The 19,582-nt window shown below is 66.7% G+C and carries 15 protein-coding genes and 1 tRNA gene; 4 read left to right on the forward strand and 12 right to left on the reverse strand.

All coding sequences use genetic code 11. The features are described from left to right. The first annotated feature begins 30 nt into the window (after window positions 1–30). Window positions 31–834, forward strand: coding sequence for a DUF1707 domain-containing protein (locus tag HMPREF3121_RS07440; RefSeq protein WP_070521674.1), 804 nt, complete (start codon window positions 31–33; stop codon window positions 832–834). Between the two features lie 4 nt (window positions 835–838). On the opposite strand, the gene metG is transcribed toward HMPREF3121_RS07440, so the two are convergent. Both metG and HMPREF3121_RS12435 read right to left on the reverse strand, forming a co-directional pair. Next, entirely contained in the window at window positions 839–2,692 is a 1,854-nt protein-coding gene (gene metG / locus HMPREF3121_RS07445; protein ID WP_070521678.1) for a methionine--tRNA ligase, read from the reverse strand. A 135-nt stretch (window positions 2,693–2,827) separates the two neighbouring features. Next, window positions 2,828–3,646, reverse strand: coding sequence for a hypothetical protein (locus HMPREF3121_RS12435; protein WP_141743028.1), 819 nt, complete (start codon window positions 3,644–3,646; stop codon window positions 2,828–2,830). A gap of 264 nt (window positions 3,647–3,910) precedes the next feature. Here HMPREF3121_RS12435 and HMPREF3121_RS07455 point away from each other — a divergent pair, with 264 nt between their 5' ends. Both HMPREF3121_RS07455 and HMPREF3121_RS07460 read left to right on the forward strand, forming a co-directional pair. Then, window positions 3,911–7,075 carry an N-6 DNA methylase gene (locus HMPREF3121_RS07455; RefSeq protein WP_141743029.1) on the forward strand — a complete coding sequence of 1,055 codons (3,165 nt, stop codon included), beginning with the start codon at window positions 3,911–3,913 and terminating at the stop codon, window positions 7,073–7,075. Between the two features lie 97 nt (window positions 7,076–7,172). Next, window positions 7,173–8,474 (forward strand): aminodeoxychorismate synthase component I, encoded by a 1,302-nt coding sequence (locus HMPREF3121_RS07460; RefSeq protein WP_168161387.1) that lies wholly within the window; start codon window positions 7,173–7,175, stop codon window positions 8,472–8,474. Here the strand turns inward: HMPREF3121_RS07460 and HMPREF3121_RS07465 are convergent. The 5 genes from HMPREF3121_RS07465 to rsmI all read right to left on the reverse strand — a co-directional run bounded on the left by HMPREF3121_RS07465 (window position 8,458) and on the right by rsmI (window position 14,195). Beyond that, a complete protein-coding gene (locus HMPREF3121_RS07465; protein WP_070521684.1) occupies window positions 8,458–8,796 on the reverse strand; it encodes a hypothetical protein in 339 nt (112 codons plus the stop codon). The genes HMPREF3121_RS07460 and HMPREF3121_RS07465 overlap by 17 nt on opposite strands. Further along, a complete protein-coding gene (locus HMPREF3121_RS07470; protein WP_141743030.1) occupies window positions 8,796–9,380 on the reverse strand; it encodes a hypothetical protein in 585 nt (194 codons plus the stop codon). The genes HMPREF3121_RS07465 and HMPREF3121_RS07470 overlap by 1 nt, the downstream gene beginning before the upstream one ends. Window positions 9,381–9,488: 108 nt before the next feature. After that, entirely contained in the window at window positions 9,489–11,141 is a 1,653-nt protein-coding gene (locus HMPREF3121_RS07475; RefSeq protein WP_083291449.1) for a BCCT family transporter, read from the reverse strand. A 68-nt stretch (window positions 11,142–11,209) separates the two neighbouring features. Continuing rightward, a complete protein-coding gene (locus tag HMPREF3121_RS07480) occupies window positions 11,210–13,018 on the reverse strand; it encodes a BCCT family transporter (protein ID WP_083291451.1) in 1,809 nt (602 codons plus the stop codon). 214 nt (window positions 13,019–13,232) lie between these two features. Then, window positions 13,233–14,195: a 16S rRNA (cytidine(1402)-2'-O)-methyltransferase gene (rsmI, locus tag HMPREF3121_RS07485; RefSeq protein ID WP_083291453.1), complete on the reverse strand. Its 963-nt coding sequence runs from the start codon at window positions 14,193–14,195 to the stop codon at window positions 13,233–13,235. A gap of 38 nt (window positions 14,196–14,233) precedes the next feature. On the opposite strand from rsmI, the gene HMPREF3121_RS07490 reads away from it, so the two are divergent. Next, window positions 14,234–15,766 (forward strand): dolichyl-phosphate-mannose--protein mannosyltransferase, encoded by a 1,533-nt coding sequence (locus tag HMPREF3121_RS07490; protein ID WP_246816102.1) that lies wholly within the window; start codon window positions 14,234–14,236, stop codon window positions 15,764–15,766. A gap of 73 nt (window positions 15,767–15,839) precedes the next feature. Here HMPREF3121_RS07490 and HMPREF3121_RS07495 read toward each other — a convergent pair whose 3' ends face one another. The 5 genes from HMPREF3121_RS07495 to HMPREF3121_RS07515 all read right to left on the reverse strand — a co-directional run bounded on the left by HMPREF3121_RS07495 (window position 15,840) and on the right by HMPREF3121_RS07515 (window position 19,564). After that, window positions 15,840–16,667, reverse strand: a complete 828-nt coding sequence (locus HMPREF3121_RS07495) for a zf-HC2 domain-containing protein (RefSeq protein ID WP_070521693.1) — start codon at window positions 16,665–16,667, stop codon at window positions 15,840–15,842. 11 nt (window positions 16,668–16,678) lie between these two features. After that, entirely contained in the window at window positions 16,679–17,083 is a 405-nt protein-coding gene (locus tag HMPREF3121_RS07500; RefSeq protein ID WP_070521696.1) for a DoxX family protein, read from the reverse strand. A gap of 95 nt (window positions 17,084–17,178) precedes the next feature. Further along, window positions 17,179–17,251, reverse strand: a tRNA-Ala gene (locus HMPREF3121_RS07505). Between the two features lie 98 nt (window positions 17,252–17,349). Further along, window positions 17,350–18,771 carry a divisome protein SepX/GlpR gene (gene glpR, locus HMPREF3121_RS07510; protein ID WP_070521698.1) on the reverse strand — a complete coding sequence of 474 codons (1,422 nt, stop codon included), beginning with the start codon at window positions 18,769–18,771 and terminating at the stop codon, window positions 17,350–17,352. 79 nt (window positions 18,772–18,850) lie between these two features. Further along, entirely contained in the window at window positions 18,851–19,564 is a 714-nt protein-coding gene (locus HMPREF3121_RS07515) for a GNAT family N-acetyltransferase (RefSeq protein WP_246816103.1), read from the reverse strand. Between the last annotated feature and the right edge of the window lie 18 nt (window positions 19,565–19,582).

Here is a 19,582-nt window from a genome sequence, read left to right on the forward strand (position 1 = left end):
CAGTGTAGGCCCGCCGATATCATTGGCCACATGACGGCCGGCCACGGACAGTTCCCAGCAGACGACGCCAACTACCGCATCAGCGACGCCGAACGCGAAGCGGCGATGGCGAGTCTGGGCCACGCGTTTTCCGAGGGCCGCCTGACCATCGACGAGTACGACGACCGCGTCCAGCGCGTCGCATGCGCCGACACCGGCGCCGACCTGGTGCCGCTTTTCGACGACCTGCCGCCTTCCCGCAGGGGCGGCGTGCCCGGACAGGCGCCCGCCAAGCTCTACGCCGGGGAAGAAATCGACGCCGCGTATCAGAGCGGCAAGAAAACCCGGCTCGGACTGCTGGGACTGACGACGGTCGGCACCACCGCCGGGGCCATCGTCTGGTCCTCCATGATCGCCTCTCCCCTGCCGACCGTGCTGTTGCTGCTGATTCCGACGGTGTGGCTGCTGTTGTACGTAATGAAGATCGGCCCCGACTCCTGGCACGTCCCCAGCCCCCGGGCCGTCGAACGGCAGCGCCTGCGCGAGCTGCGGTCCGCCGAGAAACTGCGCGCCGCCGAACACAGGGCCGCGGAACAGGAACGCGCCGCCAAGCAGAAGATCCTGGAGGAGGAGCGCCTCGCAGAACTGCGCCTGGAGCGCAAGGCCCGTACCGAGCAACTGACCAGCCGCGCCATCGGCTTCATGAGCCGCGCCCTGGACGGCGGAACCGGCGGCGGCCGGGATCGCGACGGCGGAACCGGCGACGACCGCACCGGCGGCACCAGCGGAGCAACCGACGGAGCAACCGACGGGAAAACCGAGGGCAGCCCCGACAACCCCTACCGCCGGGGTTGACCGGTTACTGCTCCGGGTCGACCGGCGCCCACTCCGGGCCGGTTTCGGCCAGCTCCGGGTCGAGCTTGGCGAACAGCGGCTTCGGCTTCGACAGCGGCGTGCCCGGCACCATCTCCACGCGGCCCCAGGTGGCCAGCTGGTCGGAGTAATCGCCCATGATCACCGGGTACGTGCGACCGGCCGCGGGCAGGTCGACGCCCACCGGCTCGACCGGCATGTCGTCTTCGACCTCGCGGATCTCCGGCATCGCCGCCCACACGCCGTCGCGGCCGAGGGTCTCGTGGACCTTCTGCGCCGACGCCGGCAGGAACGGGGTCAGCAGCGTGTTGCAGTCCGACACCACCTGCAGGGCCGTCCACAGCACGGTGGCCAGACGCTCGCGCTGCGACTCGTCCTTCGCCAACTTCCACGGCTCCTGCGCGGCGATGTAGGCGTTCGCTTCGCCGACGACGTGCATCGCGGCCGTCACGGCGGTGCGGAAGCGGGATGCGCCCAGCGCCCTTCCGGCCTCGTCGAAGGTGCGCTCGGCCAAATCAAGCAGCGCGACGTCGTCGTCGAGCAGCGTGCCCGGCTGCGGGACCTCGCCGAAGTTCTTGTGGGCCATCGACACCGTGCGGTTGACCAGGTTGCCCCAGCCGTTGGCCAGCTCGTTGTTCACGCGGCGGACGAACTCGTCCCACGTGAAATCCGTGTCCTGGTTCTCCGGGCCCGCGACGGCGATGAAGTAGCGCAGCGGATCCGGGCCGAACTCGGCGAGGAAGTCCTTGACGTAGATGACCACGCCCTTCGACGACGAGAACTTGGAGCCCGACATGGTCAAGTACTCCGAGGACACGACCTCCGTGGGCAGCGCCAGCTCGCCGAGCTCCCCGGCCTCGCCGCCTCGCGACCCGGCTCCCGCGTAGCCGAGCAGCTCCGCCGGCCAGATCTGCGAATGGAAGGTGATGTTGTCCTTTCCCATGAAGTAGAAGGACTCGGCGCCCTTGCCGTCCTCGCCGCCGCCGACGTTCCAGAACTCGCGCCACGCCTCCGGCCGGCCGACGCGGTACGCCCACTCGATGGACGCCGACAGGTAGCCGACGACCGCGTCGAACCAGACGTAGAGCTTCTTCGCCTTGTCGTCCGACCAGCCGTCCAGCGGGATCGGCACGCCCCAGTCGATGTCGCGGCTCATGGCGCGCGGACGGATGTCCTCCAGCAGGTTCAGCGAGAACTTCAGCACGTTGGGGCGCCAATCCTCGCGGCCCTTCAGCCACTCCGACAGGGCGTCGGCAAGCGCGGGCAGATCCAGGAGGAAATGCTCCGTCTCGACGAACTTCGGCGTCTCGCCGTTGATCTTGCTCACCGGGTCGATGAGGTCGGCCGGGTCGAGCTGGTTGCCGCAGTTGTCGCACTGATCGCCGCGCGCGCCGGATGCGCCGCAGATGGGGCAGGTTCCCTCGATGTAGCGGTCCGGCAACGTGCGCCCCGTCGACGGCGAAATGGCGCCCATGGTCGTCTGCTTGACCATGTACCCGTTGTCGTGCAGCCCGCGGAACAACTCCTGCACCACGGCGTAGTGGTTGCGAGTGGTGGTGCGGGTGAACAGGTCGTAGCTCAGCCCCAGGCCGGCGAGGTCCTCGACGATCTGCCGGTTGTACCGGTCGGCGAGGTCCTGGACGGTGACGCCCTCCTTCTCCGCCTGGACCAGCAGCGGGGTGCCGTGCTCGTCGGTGCCGGAGACCATCAGCACCTCGTTGCCCGCCATGCGCTGGTAGCGGGCGAAGACGTCGGACGGCACGCCGAATCCGGCGACGTGACCGATGTGGCGGGGTCCGTTGGCGTACGGCCAGGCGACGGCGGTGAGGATGCGAGACATGATGTCCAGGGTAAACCATGGTCCGGACCGGGTCACGCAAGGTCGACGCGGCAGATTGGGCGGGTGGACCGCCCCGGCTTTCCCTGCTTAATGACGGCCAATGTTGGAGCCGCGAGGCGCGAAACCTAGAGAGTCCTAGCCCTTACTCAAGCCCAGCGACCTTTCCAGCTGCTGCTCCAACTCAAGAATATAACCCATAAATTGAACAACTTGATCTTTATTGCGCTCCCGCAAGTCCGATACCGATGCAGCAGCCATAGCGATAGCCATCGACGCGCGAGCGACAACCCTGAAGGACAAAACGTAGTTATGAAGCGGATTGACGTCCGCCGCCACCGACACGAACATCGAGGTAACGGCGTTTGGGTGCGTATACTCACTCAACTCGCGGTAGATACCGCCGCTAACGCCGTCAGCAAAGTGCTTCTCAACAAGCGCAGTACGATTCGGCCATTTTGCAAACCCGTTTACCTTTTCACGCCGAGCCTTCTGCACAAGCGCCTGATAAGCCGCCAAATCCTTCTCAAAGGGCTGCCCGGGCAGGCCCATCCTACTATCACGGAATCCCTTGACCATAAAATCAGCTGCGACAAGCGTCCTCAATACCGGGTCGGCCACTTTAACAATATGCATAGCTGTAGCGGCGTTTTCGAATGCCGTACGGGCCAAACTCGCCAAAGGCGTCAGGCTTGCATGACCCGCAGCTACAAGCAATCCCATATTATGAACACAGCCACCAGCAGCCTGCAGTGTCACATAGATGAGCTCATCAGGCAGTCGCGCGATATTAAACAAGTGATCTCTCGGATCATTGGAGCCCAATACCGCGTTAATATGCCCCTTCTGACGATCACTTAGAATCGGTTTTGATGTCGCCACTCGATTAACTTCATGAGCCAACATTTCCGACAACCTACCAATTTCAGCATGCCAGTCCGTTTTCGCGTACACCATACCGAGAATACTAACTGACGAGGGAGACCAGCTCAGGCTTGGGCCAAATCACTCCTGCGGTGCACCGCAATTCGCCGTCGCATGATTGCTTGACGGCTGCCCACCCCTGCGGCCCCTCGCCGAAAAGGGCGGTCAGTACCCGGGCCACCACCAGCCCTGGGAACAGATCCCCCTGAAAGTCCACCTCGACAGCACCCTTCCCCGAGGGCACATATCATCCAGGTAAGTAGTCACACCTATGCCCCCCCGAGAGGCTCCAATCCCATGAATGTTGATACGTTTCCCCAGCGCACACCCGAAGACGGCATCGTCCCCAGGCTGCTTTCGTCCCTGTCCACGGGCGTCGGGCGGACCGAGGCGGACATCCAGTCCGACATCAAGGCATTGCTGGTAGCGGCGGATTTGGGGCTCGAAGACGACAACGTCGTTCTCGAAGAACAGATCGGGGATGGAACCCGTCGACGGATCGACATCGCGACCGGCCGAACGATCATCGAGACGAAGAAGGACTTCGCCAAAACAGACCTCAGCTCCGCAAAAGAACAGCTTGCCGGGTACATCCGCACGCGTGAGGAAAACACGGGCACCGAGTTCATCGGCATTCTCACCGATGGTCGAGATTGGAAACTCTACGACCTCCAAGACGATGCACTAGCTGAAGTATCAGCATACCGGTTGACCACGGGCGCAGCTGACCAGGACCGATTCCTAGTATGGCTTGAGTCGGCGATGTCCACGAAGGAGCGGATAGCGCCAACTCCGGAGGAAATCGAGCTACGGCTCGGCGCTAAGTCCTCTGCCCACTTGATTGACCTGGCCAGGTTGAAGGACCTTTTTCATTCGGCTCCTGTGAAATCCGAAGTCGACGTGAAGCGTGCCTTGTGGGCGAAGCTGCTGCGGACGTCGTTCGGCAGCGGTTTCGACGATGACGAATCGTTGTTCCTCAACCACACCCTGTTGGTTATTCAAGCGGAAATCATCGCGCACGCTGCGTTGGGCTTCGATGTTTCACCGACTGGCCCCTTGCAAGCGAAAACGCTCACCACGGGGTCGGCATTCGAGGACGCATCGATCTTTGGTGTGGTGGAGGCTGACTTCTTCGACTGGGTGCTCGATGTGCCTGGAGGCGAGGCCTTCGTTGTGGAGCTAGGGCGCCGCCTGTCCCGCTTCGTGTGGGAGGATGTGGAGAATGATGTCCTGAAGATTCTCTACGAATCTGTCATCCCTGTGGAGGAACGCGAAAGCCTCGGCGAATACTACACCCCGGATTGGCTGGCCAATCGAGTTGTCGCTGATACGGTGGCGGATCCGCTCACTGCCCGCGTCGCAGACCCTAGCTGTGGCTCTGGCACGTTCCTATTCCACGCCGTCCGCACTTACTTGGACGCAGCCGAGGCCGCCGGCTTTTCCGCTGGCCAGGCAGCCACTGACGTGTGCGGGCATGTTGTGGGCATGGACGTGCATCCGGTGTCGGTGACTTTGGCGCGTGTGACTTACCTGTTAGCCATTGGCAAGGACCGCTTGAACCATGCTGACCGAGGCGAACTGAACATTCCAGTGTACTTGGGAGATTCGATTCAGTGGGAGCAACCAACGGACCTCTTGTCCGGCGATGGGGTGGTATCGGTATCCACAGGCGGTGATCATTTCGGCCCCGATGCTGGCGGCACGTTGTTCGCCGATGATCTCCGGTTCCCGGCCTCGGTTCTTGAAGACGCCGCGAAGTTCGGGAGGCTGGTGTCGGCAATGTCCGATGCTGCGTTGGACGTGGAGCGCTACAAGCACCGCGAACGCACGCAGCGGGAGTTCAAGCGCAGCAATAAGATGTTGCTCGCACCGATATTGAAGATGTTCGACATCACGGAAGGGTCTGCCGATGCCGAAGTACTGGCGGTAACTCTCGCCGTCATGCGAGGCTTGGTCGATGATGGCCGAGATCATATTTGGGGCTACTACGTGCGAAATCTTATTCGCCCGTTGTGGTTGTCGCTTCCGGAAAACCAAGTGACTCACCTGGTGGGCAATCCACCGTGGTTGCGTTACTCAAAAATGACCCCATCGATGCAAAAGGACTATAGGCGCATGGCTCAGTCCCGGCATATCCTGTCCAAGGGTGCGTCGGTGACGGCCATGGACTTGTCCACGCTATTCGTAGTTCGCGCCACCGAGCTTTACCTTCGACCTGGCGGATCCGCAGCTTTCGTCATGCCGCATGGGACTATGACGCGGCTGCCGCATTCCCAATTCAGGACTGGCCGGTGGGGAGGCGACGCCGCGATCGCCGCCCGATTCTTGCCCTCCTGGGATCTGCAGGGTGCAGACACGGGATTCCCCATGGCGTCCTGTGTCATCCGATTCACGCGGGGCGGGCAGGACGACAGCGCTGTAGCTATGCCGACGAAAACGGTCGCCTGGACCGTACGGCTGCGGCGTGCCGACGTACCGTGGCTCGTGGCGCGAGCCCACGCAACGACAGACGTATCCTCCGTGGTCCCTAGAACCACAGGTGGCACGGGACAATCGCCGTACAAGAAGGTGTTCAAAAATGGAGCCACTATTTACCCCCGCATGCTCATGTTCGTCGAGAAACAAGATGCTTCTGCATCTCCACTGGGCACGGGAAGAGGACGCGTATCGGTGAAGTCCCGACGTAACAACCTGGAGAAGAAGCCTTGGAAATCTCTTCCATCAGTTTCCGGGGTTGTCGGGATCGATTATCTGTTCCCTACTCACTTGGGCGAGACTACGCTTCCCTTCAAACTATGGGAGGCACTTACCACCGTCCTTCCTGCGGATAAACAAGGAGTTATTGAAGAATCCGATCTACTTGCCTCTCCCGAGGTGAGCAAATGGTGGAGTGAAGTGAGTCTTGTCTGGAGCCGTAACAAGCAAGCGAGTACGAAGCTAAGTCTGTGGGAGAACATCAACTACAGCAATAAACTGGCTTCTCAGTTCCCGATCCGACCGATTCGGGTTGTCTATTCGAGCTCCGGCACGACCCTCACAGCGGCAATCTTGGAAGACCGTGAAGCAGTCGTCGAGCACGCCTTGTACTGGGCCCCTGTAGGCAGTCGGGCCGAAGGTCAGTACTTGACAGCCATATTGAACTCCGATGCCCTCATGGAACGGGTCAAGCCTTTCCAGACAGTGGGTCTTTTTGGTCCCAGGCACTTCGACAAGCATATTTTCGATGTCCCGATCCCGATGTTCGACGAGGCAAACCCGATCCACCAGCGGCTCGCAGAACTAGGTCTCGAAGCGGAAGAACTCGCGGCCACGGTCGACACAGGCGCGTTGAAGTTCCAGGGGGCGCGCAAGCGCATCCGCACGGCACTCGATGGGGCGGGGATTTCCGCCAAGATCAACTCAGCCGTACTGGAACTCATCCCAGTGGAGGCTGTCGAGGACGCCATCGACACAGCGGAGTAGCCCGATTCGGCTCCAGGCTGGAGCGGACTGGATCGCTGTCCCCGCCCCCATATGCCCCTGCCTGACCGCCGTAGCGCGCCCGCTACCATCTTCATCCGTGATCCCCTCGCCCGCGCAGTTCGTCGCCCATCTCGTCGCCGTCGGCCATCGCCCGGCGGCGGTGGTCGGCGAGTGGTTCGGGCATGGGGCGGTGGTGGCCCCGGATCTGGTGGCTCGCCGCACCCCGCTCGCCGACGCTTTCCCGGCCGGCCCCGAGCCGACTGATGGAGCGGCCGCGAGGGATTCGGCGCAGAGTTCCACGCCATGGCATTTCGGCTGGCTCCCCTACTGTCCGCCGGAGGTGGAGCCCGCCGCCTTCGCGGCATCGACGCGCGACGTGGTGGTCTTCGACGACGGCGAGTGGTCCATCCCGGATGGTTCCGGCGTCGACCCCGAGTGGTTGACCGCAGTACTTTCCGACGCCGCCCACGCCGCCCTCCCCCACGATCCCGCCATCGAATGGGACGCCGGCGACCGCGCCGCCCACGAACGCGGCGTCCTCGATTGCCTGGCAGCCATCCGCGCCGGCGACGTCTACCAGGCGTGCGTGTCGACCAGGTTCCACGGGACCGTGACCGCGCCCGACCCCGCGCCTGCCCCCGCCGCGGAGCCCGCCGCCGAGCCCGCCACCCCGAACCCGACCGTGCGGGCCGCTGCGGCGTGGTGGGCCGGCCGCGTCGTCAAGCATGAACCGGTGCGCGCCGCTTTCCTCGCCGGAACCGCCGCCGACGGTCGGGACTTCGTGGTCGCGAGCCTGAGCCCGGAGGAGTTCCTGGTGCGCGATGGCTCGACGGTGCGGGAGTCGCCCATCAAGGGCACCATCCCGCTGAGCGCGGACCCGGCGGAGCTGGCGGCGTCGCGCAAGGACGTCGCGGAGAACATCATGATCGTCGACCTGGTCCGCCACGACCTCGGCCAGGTCGCCGTCACCGGTGGCGTGCGCGCCACCGACCTGCTGGCGGTGCGGCCCGCCCCCGGCGTGTGGCACCTGGTATCGGAGGTGACCGCCGAGCTTCCCGGCGGACTGCCGCACGCCGACCTCATCGACGCCTGCTTCCCGCCCGCCTCCGTGACCGGCACCCCGAAAATCCGGGCCGCGGAACTGTTGTCGGAATGGGAGCCGGTCGAGCGCGGCGTGCATTGCGGCGCCATCGGGGCGTCGACGGGCGAGATGCTGGAACTCAACGTCGCCATCCGGACCGCAGAGTTCCGGGGCCCGGGTTCCGTGCTTCACGACGCCAATGCGGACACCATCACCGTGGAAGTCGGCGTCGGCGGTGGAATCACCATCGACTCCGACCCCGACGCGGAGTGGGCGGAAATCCTGGCGAAGGCCGCACCCCTCATCGACCCTGCTTGACCGCCCGCCGGACCGAATCCACGACCTGCACCAGGGCAGCGATGGCAACGCCCACCACCAGGAACGCTGCGAAGACCCGGTACCACCGCACGACGGTCAATTCACCGGCGTCGCTCAGGCAGTAGTAGTCGAAGCTCACCGCCGTCTCGCCCGGTTCCGGGTGCGTCACGTCCCGAACCGTATGGACCTCGCCGCCGTCGCCGCCGCACAGCAGGAACGGCACGTGCTCGAAGAAAGCCGGATAGATGGGGAGGATGATGATCAGGGGCACCAGCAACGGCAGCACCCGGATAATCACGAAGATCCCGATGTCCCGCGCCATCAGTGCACCCCCATTCCGGCGCCGGTGGCCGGGTCGAACGACATGCTCGCCGAGGACCGCTCCGACGACGCCGATCCGCTCAACGGGGGAACGATCCGCTCATCGGCGCGATCACCCATGGTCAGCAGCGTCGCGGTGAGGCTGAAGCTTTCCGCCGGCTCGCCCAACTCTTCCGCCATGGCGAGAAACATCGGGCGGGGATCCCTGATCATGGCCGGAACATCGGCCGGCAGGAAGTGCGGGGACGGTTCGGTGTTCGACGGCGTCGTCCAGAGACTGCGCCCGTCCCATCGCACGAGGTCGCACTCGTCCGGGTTCGACGCCATCGACACTTCGCCATGCACGGCGTGAATCGAGTTGAGCGACAGGGTCCGCAGGCGAAGATCCTTCACGGTGGAATACCCCGCGTGCTCGGCGAAGCGGGACAATGCGTCGAGGATGAACCGGTCGCTGAACCCGCCGCCCCGGCGGAAGACTTCCGCGACCAGCTCGTTTTCCTCCACCGACCCCAAACACGCGGTCAGCGTCGACGTGGCCACCGCCGCGCCACCGAGGGCGAGAAACCCCCGCCTGCCGATCAGCACACCCATGCCCCTTTCGCCGAGACATCGAGAAACATCACATTTCCCGATGAATCTATCGGGCAGACGCGATTGGCGCAGCGCAGTGAGGTGCGCGGGGTGCCCCCGGGCTCAGCGTCGAGTCTCCTTGCGGACCCGCTTCCGTGCCTTTTGCTCGGCCTTCTCCCGCGCCCGCTGCTCCCGCAACATGCGCAGGTACACCGTGCGGGCCGCCTTCTCGTCCAGGCGGCTGGGGTCGTTGGCCACGCCGCGGATCAACGACACCAGCAGCGCGATGACCACCAGCAGGAACGGGGATCCGGCGACGATGATGATCGTCTGCAACGACGACAGGATGTCCGTGCCGCCGGACAGCAGCATCGCCACCGCGATGAGGGTGGTCATCAGGCCCCACACGCCCGTCACCCACGGCGTCGGGTTGACGCGGCCACGCTGACTCATCGTGCCCATCACCGTCGACGCGGAGTCGGCGGTGGTGATGAAGAACGTCGCCAGCAGCACCATGGCGAAGACCGACACGACGCCGGTCCACGGCAGTTCGCCGAACATCGCGAACAGCATCGCCTCGGCGGTGCCGTCGCCCCAGATCGACCGGCCGGTCTGCTCGAACTCGATGGCGGTGCCGCCGAAGATGGAAAACCACAGCAGGGTCAGCGTCGACGGCACCACGACGATGCCGACGACGAACTCGCGGATCGTCCGGCCGCGCGAAATGCGGGCCAGGAACATGCCGACGAACGGCGTCCACGACACCCACCACACCCAGTAGAAGATCGTCCACGAGCCCAACCAGTCCCCCGCGGTGCCGTCGGCGGACGCCGCGGACCGCGCGGTCATCTCGAACAGTTGGTCCAGGTAGGACCCGAGCGCCATGGGGATCGTGTCGAGCTGCGCGACGGTCGGCCCCGCGACGAGGACGAAGGCGGCGATGGCGGCGGCCGTCCACATGTTGAACTTCGACATGATCTGCACGCCCCGGGCCACGCCCGACATCGCGGAGGCCAGGTACCCGATGGCCAGCACGCCGATGACGGTGAGCATGACTCCCAGGCCCGGATCGGCGATCATCCCGGTGGCGCGGAAGCCTTCCGCGATCTGGGAGGCGCCGAGGCCGAGCGACATCGCGGTGCCGAAAACGGTGGCGAAAATGGCCAGCACGTCGATGAGCTTGCCCAGCCAGCCGCGGGCGCGGCGGTCGCCGATGAGCGGGGTGCATGCCGCCGAGATGAGCTGCGGGCGGCCCATGCGGAACGTGGAGTAGGCGATGGCTGCGCCGACGACGGCGTACGTGGCCCACGCGATCGGCCCCCAGTGCAGGAGGGTGTGGGCGAACGCGTCCTCCGCGCTGCCCGCCGCGTGCCCCGGCACGCCGTTGCGGTAGTGGTACAGCGGTTCGTAGCCGCCGTAGAACAGCAGGCCGATGCCCATGCCGGCGGCGAACATCATGGCGACCCAGCCGGTGGTGGAAAACTCCGGTTGCTCGCCGTCGCGCCCCAACCGGATGTGCCCGAGCGACGAGAACGCCAGGGCGATCATGGCGATGAAGAACACCACGGCGGCGATGATGAACGCCCACCCGAGCGTGTCGACGAGCCACGTGAACGCCGCAGAGGACGCCCGCCCGAAGCCCTCTGGCACCGCGATGGCCCACACGGCGATGGCGAGCACGAGGATCAGCGCCGGCGCCGCCACACCCCAGTCGATGGCGCGTGCCGCGGATTCGCCCGCTCCGTCCCGCTTCGCTTCTTCGTCGTGCCCCTTCATCGGCCCATGCCCCGTCAGTGTCGTTGCCAAATCTTCGCGCCCGGTTCCCGGCGGCCGGTTCCCCGCGTCTAGTTCTTCGCGGGCTCGGCGCCGGACTTCGCTCCGGCCTTCTTGACCCGCCCGGCGCGGGCGGCCCTGCGCCCCTCGGCGGCCGCGGCGATGCGACGCTCGCGCGCCAACTTCAGGGCGAATCGGCGCTGTTCCTTGTCATCGAGGTACAGCGGGTCGTCGGAAAGCCCCTTCACCAGCGCGAACATCAGCGCAATGATGACCAGAACGAACGGGCTCGCGGCGAGAATGGTGACGGACTGCAGGTTGGACAGCGCATCCTCGCCACCGGTGAGCAGCAGCACGACGGCGATGAGGGCGGTCGCGATGCCCCACATCGCGGTGACGGGACGCGACGCGGTGAGACGGCCGTTCTGGCTCATCGTGCCCATCACCGTCGACGCGGAGTCGGCGGAGGTGACGAAGAACGTCGCCAGCAGAATCATCGCGATGAACGCGGCGACGCCGCCGAGCGGGAACGAATCCAGCAGCGCGAACAGCTGGCCCTCGGCCGCGCCGTCGCCCCAGATGGACTGGCCGATCTGTTCCAGGTGAATCGCCGAACCGCCGAAGATGGCGAACCACACAAGGGACACCAGCGACGGGACGAGCACCACGGAGAACACGAACTCGCGGATCGTGCGGCCACGGGAGATGCGGGCCAGGAACATGCCGACGAACGGCGACCACGACACCCACCACGCCCAGTAGAAGATCGTCCAGCCCGACAGCCACTCGCCGGCGGTGCCGTCGGCGGAGGCGCCGGTGCGGGCGGCCATCTCGAAGAACTGCGACAGGTAGGAGCCCGCGGCGGTCGGGATGGTGTTGAGGATGACGACGGTCGGCCCGGCGACGAGCACGAACACCGCGAGAACCAGGGCGGCGACCATGTTGAAGTTCGAGATGTACTGGATGCCCTTGCTCACGCCCGACAGGGCCGAGACGAGGAACGCCAGGCCCAGCACGATGATGATGCCCAGCATCAGCCACGTGCCCGGGTTGTGCACCAGTCCGGTGTGCTCCATGCCGGCGGTGATCTGCAGCACGCCCAGGCCCAGCGACGCGGCGGTGCCGAAGACGGTGGCGAAGATCGCCAGCACGTCGATGACCTTGCCCAGGAAGCCCTCGGCGTTGCGCACGCCGATGAGCGGCACGAACGCGGCGGAAATCAGCTGACGACGGCCCAGGCGGTAGGTGCCGTAGGCGATGGACAGGCCGACGATGGCGTAGATGGACCACGGGTGCAGGGTCCAGTGGAACATCGTGGAGGCCATGGCCGTGCCGACCTGGTGGGGGTCGCGGCCCGGCACGCCGTCGCGGTAAAAAGTCAGCGGCTCGGCGACGCCGTAGAACATCAGGCCGATGCCCATGCCGGCGGCGAACATCATGGCGATCCAGCTGACCGTGGAAAATTCGGGTTTCTCGTCGTCGCCGCCGAGGCGGATGTGCCCGAACTTCGACAGGGCGATACCGAAGATGAAGAAAATGAAAACGGTGCCGGCGAGCACGAAAAGCCAGCCGGTGTTCTCGACGACCCACGCCAGCGCGGTCGAGGCGAAATTCGCGAAGCTGTCGGGCCACGCCAGACCCCACACCACGATGGCCAGGATGAGGCCGGCGGCGGGGATGGTGACGGCCAAGTCGATGCCCGAGCCGGCGGGCCCGTCGGAATCTTCGCCGGGCAGATCATGGTCGGCGATGGCCGGCGGCGGCACGACGGGGCCGGAGGCCACGCCCGCGGCGTCGCCGAACCCGGAGGCTTCGAGATTCCCTTCCTTTTCGTGCGTTGGCCCGTGTTCGGGCCCGTGTTCACGGTCAGAGGTGGTCATGCAATCACCATGACGCCCTTTGACCTGCGATTTCAAATGTAAATCACGTAAATCTCAGGTTTCGCCAAGATTTGACGTGCTTTACGACGAGGCAATGTTTGACATATTCGCTGGTCAAACGGTTTCGCGGTGAATTCAAATCACGATTGCTTAACGATATCGGCGCCCCGCCGCATTTACACGCATATCGGGGTGGTCACGGGGCGGCGCCAACTCAATCGTCGTCGCCGAGCCCGTCGGCGAAGTCATCGTCGTCGGAGTCCCGGGCCGCCCGGGCGTCGAGCACCGCCTGGTAGAGCTCGCGGTGCTTGACCAGACCGGCGGTGCCGGCGACCGACCGGCACGCGTCCTTCAACCGTTCGCCGCCGGAAACGCGGAATTCGACCTCCTCGACCAGGTCCTCCGGATTGACCGGGGCGGTGGAGACGCCCGCCCCCTCGAGGACGACGGTGATTTCGCCGCGCACCCCGTCGGCGGCCCATGCGGCGATCTCCTCCAGGGTGCCGCGGCGGGTTTCCTCGTACATCTTGGTCAGTTCGCGGCACACCGCCACGCGGCGATCGCCCCCGAGGATTTCGGCGGCTTCGGCCAGCGTCGACGCCAGCCTGTGGGGAGATTCGAAGAAGCAGCATGCGCGTTGCTCGGTGGCCAGCGACTGCAGCCAGTCCCGGCGGGCGCCCGGTTTGCGCGGGGCGAAGCCGTCGAAAATGAACCGGCCGACCTTCAGACCCGACAGGGCCAGGGCGGTGGTCACCGCCGACGGTCCGGGCAGGCAGGTCACCGGCAGGTCCGCGTCATGCGCGGCGGCGACGACAGCCAGGCCGGGGTCGGAGACGACGGGCATGCCGGCGTCGGTGACCACCAGGACGCGCCGGCCCGACCGGGCGGCGTCGAGAAGCTGCTCGATGCGCTGCTCTTCGTTGTGGTCGAAGTTGGAGACGACCCGCCCGCGGATCTCCACTCCCAGCGCCGACGCCAGCTGGCGGGCCCGGCGGGTGTCCTCGGCGGCGATGACGTCGGCCTCGCCCAACGCCGCCCGGAGCCGGTCGGTGGCGTCGCCGATGTTGCCCAGCGGCGTGGCGGCCAGGGTGATGCCCGGTTGGAGGACCCGGTTCCCGAAGGCCCCCGGCGGGGCGTCGCCCGTCGGAATGCGGTCAGTGTCGCCGTTGGAAGCCATGGACGCGATCCTATCGGCCCTTGCCTATCATCGTGGGCGTGACCCAGCCTCTCCTCGAGCCGCAGACCGACGGTGCCGAACCGGTTTCGCCCCGGGAGCCGCGCGTGCCGGTCCGGTGGACGCCGTGGGACACCCGCGCCTTCGCGGTGCTGGGCGTCGTCGCCGCGGTGTCGCGGTTCGCGGGTCTGCACTTCCCCACCGACGACGGCACCCCGGTCTTCGATGAAAAGCACTACGTCCCGCAGGCGTGGCAGATCCTGCGTTCCACGGGCGATCCGATCGTCGGCGGCATCGAGGACAATCCGGGCTTCGGTCTGGTCGTCCATCCGCCGGTGGCGAAGCAGGTCATGGCCGTCGGCGAGTTGCTGTTCGGGTACACGCCGTTGGGGTGGCGGTTCATGTCCGCGCTGTGCGGCGTCCTGGTGGTGCTGGCGATCATGGACATCACCCGTCGCCTGTCGGGTTCCGCCGCGGCCACGATGGTGGCGGGCGTGGTGGCGATCGCCGACGGCGTGCTGTTCGTGTCGTCGCGCATGGGGATGCTCGACATCATCCAGACGGCCTTCATCATCGGTGCGGCATGGGCGCTGATGGTGGATCGGGATCAGGTGGCGCGCAGATTGGCGGCGCCGCCGCCTCCGCTTGACGACGACCTCGGCCCACCCCTGCCCTGGCGTTGGTGGCGGTTCACGGCGGGTGTGCTGCTCGGTCTGGCGCTCGGCGTGAAGTGGTCGGGCCTGTACTACATCGCGGCGTTCGGCTTGTTCAGCGTGTTCTGCGATCTGGTCGACCGGCGTCGGGCGGGCGTCGGCAAGCCAACGCTGGGGGCCCTGGTCCGCGACACCCTGCCCGCGCTCGGGCACCTGGTGGCCGTGCCGTTGGCGGTGTACCTGCTGTCATGGCGTTCGTGGTTCGCCGAGGAAACCTCCGTGTACCGGCACCTGCCCGCCGACCAGCGCGACACCGGCACCCCCGGCGCCGACCGGCTGCCCGAGGCCGTGCAGAACTGGCTGCACTACCAACGCGGCGTCCTCGAATTCCACGGCTCGCTGACGACCTCCGGCGGCCACGAGCACCCGTGGGAATCCAAACCGTGGCAGTGGATCTGGTCCGGGCGGCCGATGCTGTACTACTCCACCGAAACGACCTGCATGGGCGGGCGGGAGTGCAAGGGCTGGCTGATGCTCTTCGGCACCCCGCCGATCTGGTGGTTGCTCGTCCCCGTCGTCGTCTGGGCCCTGTACCGCTGGGTGCTCCGCCGCGACGGCCGATTCGCCCTGCCCGCCATCGGATTCCTCGCCTCGTGGGTGCCGTGGCTCATCGTCTACGACCGCCAGATGTACTTCTTCTACGCCACGGCGCTGATCCCCTTCGTGATCATCGCCATCGCCCTCATCGCCGGCGACGTCACGCGCTGGCGGCCTCGGGGGCGATCCGTCGGCATCGGCATCGTCGCGGCGTACCTCGCCGTCGTCGCCACCGCATTCATTTTCTGGCTGCCCATCATGACGGGCATTCCCCTGCCGCTGGACACCTTCGAAATGCGCCTCTGGCTGCCGAGCTGGAAATAACCGGAGCAGGGCAGGAAGTAACCGGGGCCGAGCTGCAAGTAATAGGAGCGGGGCTGGAAGCAACGGGCGGCGGTCAGTAGTCCACGTCGCCCGGCAGACCCTGCACGGGTCGGCCCGCAGCCGCCCGCCACGCCTGCGCCATCGCCGCGGGGGTATGACCGCCGAGCCACACCAGCCCCAGGGCGAGCGCGGAGACGGCCATGAGGGCCAGACCCGCGACATCGGCGACGCCGAGGGTGCCCAGCACCAGATCGTGGGTGGCGAAGCCGATGGAGAACATCGCCGCCGCACCGTAGACGGGCGTCATGCCCATCGCCGCGCGCGGCCGCCACGCCGCCCAGAACATGCCCACGGCAAACGCCATGCGCAGCGCCACCGCATCGATGGTGGGGGCCACCAACTCGTCGAGGGCGGCGGCCGCCGCCGCGGCGTCGTCACCCAACGCCTGCCCCAGATCCACGCCCGCGTCGGCGGACGCCTGATCCATCGCACCGCCCGCGCCGACCAACAAACCGATGCCCCACACCAGATGCAGGACGCCCAACAGCACGAGCAGCACCCGCGCGGAACCGGTGACGAAAAACCACGCACGCTCACGCCGGCGTCGCTCCGGTTCGACGGTCGACAAAATGCGCTCCGACAACGCGGCCATGTCGGCGGGGTCGGGAAGCGACGGACGTGCCGCCGGGCCGACCGCACCGGATGCCGAACCCGACGCGGTGCCGCCCGGTTCCCCCGCCGGGCCCATGAGCAGAGAACGATTCAACGCGACGGCTTTCTCGAACCACGCGCGGCACTCGTCGCAGGCGTCGAGATGCGCGTCGACGACGTCATCGTCGGCACCCGACTGCTCGCCGTCGAGACGCGCCGACAGCGCGGCGCGAACATCCTCGCACTTCATGCGGCCCCCTCCTACGCGGTGAACAGCCGGTCGAGACTGGCCCGCCCCGCCCCGAACGCCCACACCACGATCAATCCGCCGATGAGGGACAGCACCAGTTCCGCGCCATCGTCGCGCATGAACAGACCATTGCCCAGATGCACGGCCCACAGGGCGCCCAGCATGGTCACCACCAGCACCATCGCCACCGCCGGAGCCAACAGCCCCAAAATGAGCAGCGCACCGCCGACGAGCTCGACGATGGCCATCAACCACACGGTGATCTCCGCCTGCGGAATGCCCGCCGCCACGAAATAACCGGTCGTCTTGTCGACGCCGGTGATGAAGATCTTGTCCCACCCATGGGAGACGAAAATGACGCCCAGGATGAGGCGGAGCACGAGCAGCGCTCCATCGCGTACGGCGGGTCGGTCCATGGACGTCAAGAATAGCCGGGGTGCCCCAAGCGCGAAAAAGGGCCCTTCCGAACCCCTTCGGAAGAACCCTGTCGCTGACACCCGGGTGTCGAGCGTGGAGCTAAGGGGAATCGAACCCCTGACCTTCTCGATGCGAACGAGACGCGCTACCAACTGCGCTATAGCCCCTCGCGCCTACGGGATCCGGATTCCGGCGAAGGTACCGGCTTCCCGTCTGCGACGAAAGCAACTTTAACAGCCCCGCCCCGGGGGCCAAAATCAGCAGGTCATTGGCCCGCGGCCCGGCGGATGTCCTCCTCCGGGAACTCATGGGTGGCGTAAGGCAGATCCGCGAAATCCGGGTCCTCGTCGTCAAGCTCGACGACGACGGCACCGGGGCGGCGCAGTCGCTCGGGAATGCCCAGCTCCTCGTCCTCGGAGTTGCGCACGCCCATGCGGGCCATCTTCATTCGGCGGATGCGCCGGGCGCGCAGTTCCTTCTCCGCGATGACCGTGCGGCGCAGGTACACCAGGTACAGCACCATCAGCCCGGTGCCGGCCAGCGGCAGCCACCAGGTCCAGCCGCCGACGACGACGCCGAGGACGACCCCCAGCACGATCAGCGCGGCCAACACGCCGACGCTGCGGCGGCGACGCGCGAAGCGGGTCTCGGCGTAGCGGGCGTCGGACACCGGGTCGAAACCGCCACGACCGCGGCGACGCTCGGCGAACGCCAGATCATCGTCGGTGAGGGTGTCGTCGAGCTCGGCGAAATCGGCGTCGTCGACATCAAGGTCGGCGTCGGAACCGGCGTCGGCATCGGAATCGTCGGTGAGCACCAGCTCATCATCGGTCTCGGCGACGGCATCCGCATCCGCACCGTCCTCTGCGGTCTCGGCAGCGTCGGTGGTCTCGGCGGCCTCGGCGTCGTCCGCATCAGCGTCATCGGCGGCGGCTTCGGCAGCGGCGGCGGACTGCCCCGCCGAAGTCTCACCGTCGATGACCAGGAAGTCCTCCGGGGTCAGGTACGCGCGGGCGTCCTCGGCCGACGCATCGGCGATGGCCTTGGCGGCCGCGGCGCGCGTGGACGGCTCCTCGGCGGCAAGGTCGGCGTCGTCACGCGAAGAATCGACGTCCCGCGCATCATCGGCGGCGTCATCGACCGCAGCGTCGGCGTTCACCTCACCGCCGGCCTCCGAGTCGGTGTCCGCGTCTGCCTCCGCGTCGGCGGCCGCATCCGCACCGGCATCGGCACCGGCATCGGCACCCGCCTCGAGCTCGTAGACGATGTCGCCGTCGACGACCGCCGGCACCTCATCGGCTGCGGCCGCGTCCCCGGAACCGGCATCGTCGCCGCGCACACGGCGCCCGAGACGCGACCGCCCACCCCGGGCGTCGAAATCCTCGGCGCCATCGTCGGTGTCGTCGATGAGGATGGCGTCATCCAGGTCATCGCGCGGATCGTCCAGCTCGGCGTCGACGGTCTCCAGCGACTCGTCGACCTCCTCGCCGGGGGCGCGCACGTCACGCTCGGTCAGGGCCGGGCGACGGCGCCGCGTGGCCACGGACTCGCCGCCCTGGTGGAGCAGCCGGGTGCGGCCAAGTGCCTCGGAAGTGCGCCGGATGGGTTGCCTGGTGTTGACCACCAACGGCGCGAGCACGAACAGCCACACCACGACGATGAGCACGAGGAGCAGAGAGCTCGACATGGTCGGGATTCCTCCTGTCGTCGGAAATGTCCCCGGTGCCGCAGGCCCTTCCCCGACCCGGCATGGGTTTGGATCAACGTTAACGCCCGTCCCCGGGGTTTCGTTCCCGCCACGCCGATCCGTCGACGACGTCGCCGCGCAGCGTACGCACCGCCCCCGACGCCACGAGTTCATCGACCGCGCCACCCTGCGTCGCCAGCCGCTCCAACAGCAGGTGATCCCGCCAGGCGCCGTCGATGTGGAACGCCTCGCGGACCACGCCGACTTCCCGGAAACCGCAGCGCTCCAGCACCGTCCGCGATGCCGCGTTGTCGGCGAGCACGGTCGCCTCGATGCGGTGCATCCCCAGCGCCTCCGCATGGTCGCAGGCCAGGGCGAGCGCCGCGGTGGCGGCTCCCCCGCCCCAGTACGGCGACGCCACCCAGTACCCCGCCCAGCAGGTGGCCACCGGGAACGGGCGGATGGAGCCGAGAGTCATCTGCCCGGCGAACCGTCCGTCGAGCTCGATGGCGGCGGTGGCGGCGTGCCCGTCGGCGGCCGCGAACCGGGCACCGCGGAGCATCTTCCGAAACGCCCGCGGCGAGCTGGCCTTCTCCCAGTCCGGTTCCCCGGTGGGTTCGACGGCACGCAGGATCGCCTCGTCGCCCAGCCGCGCCGCCCGCCATTCAGCCAGGTCGGAGCGCCGCAACGGCCGCAGTCGCACGATGCCGGCGGCGGTGATCAGGCGCTGCGACCGCATCTCCATGTATTTCGTCGTCTCCCCGCTCGTCGTCCGCCGTCGCGTCACGCTCATGCTTGACGACGCCCACGT

It is taken from the genome of Corynebacterium sp. HMSC11E11 (assembly GCF_001807025.1).
Taxonomy (GTDB): Bacteria; Actinomycetota; Actinomycetes; order Mycobacteriales; family Mycobacteriaceae; genus Corynebacterium; species Corynebacterium freneyi.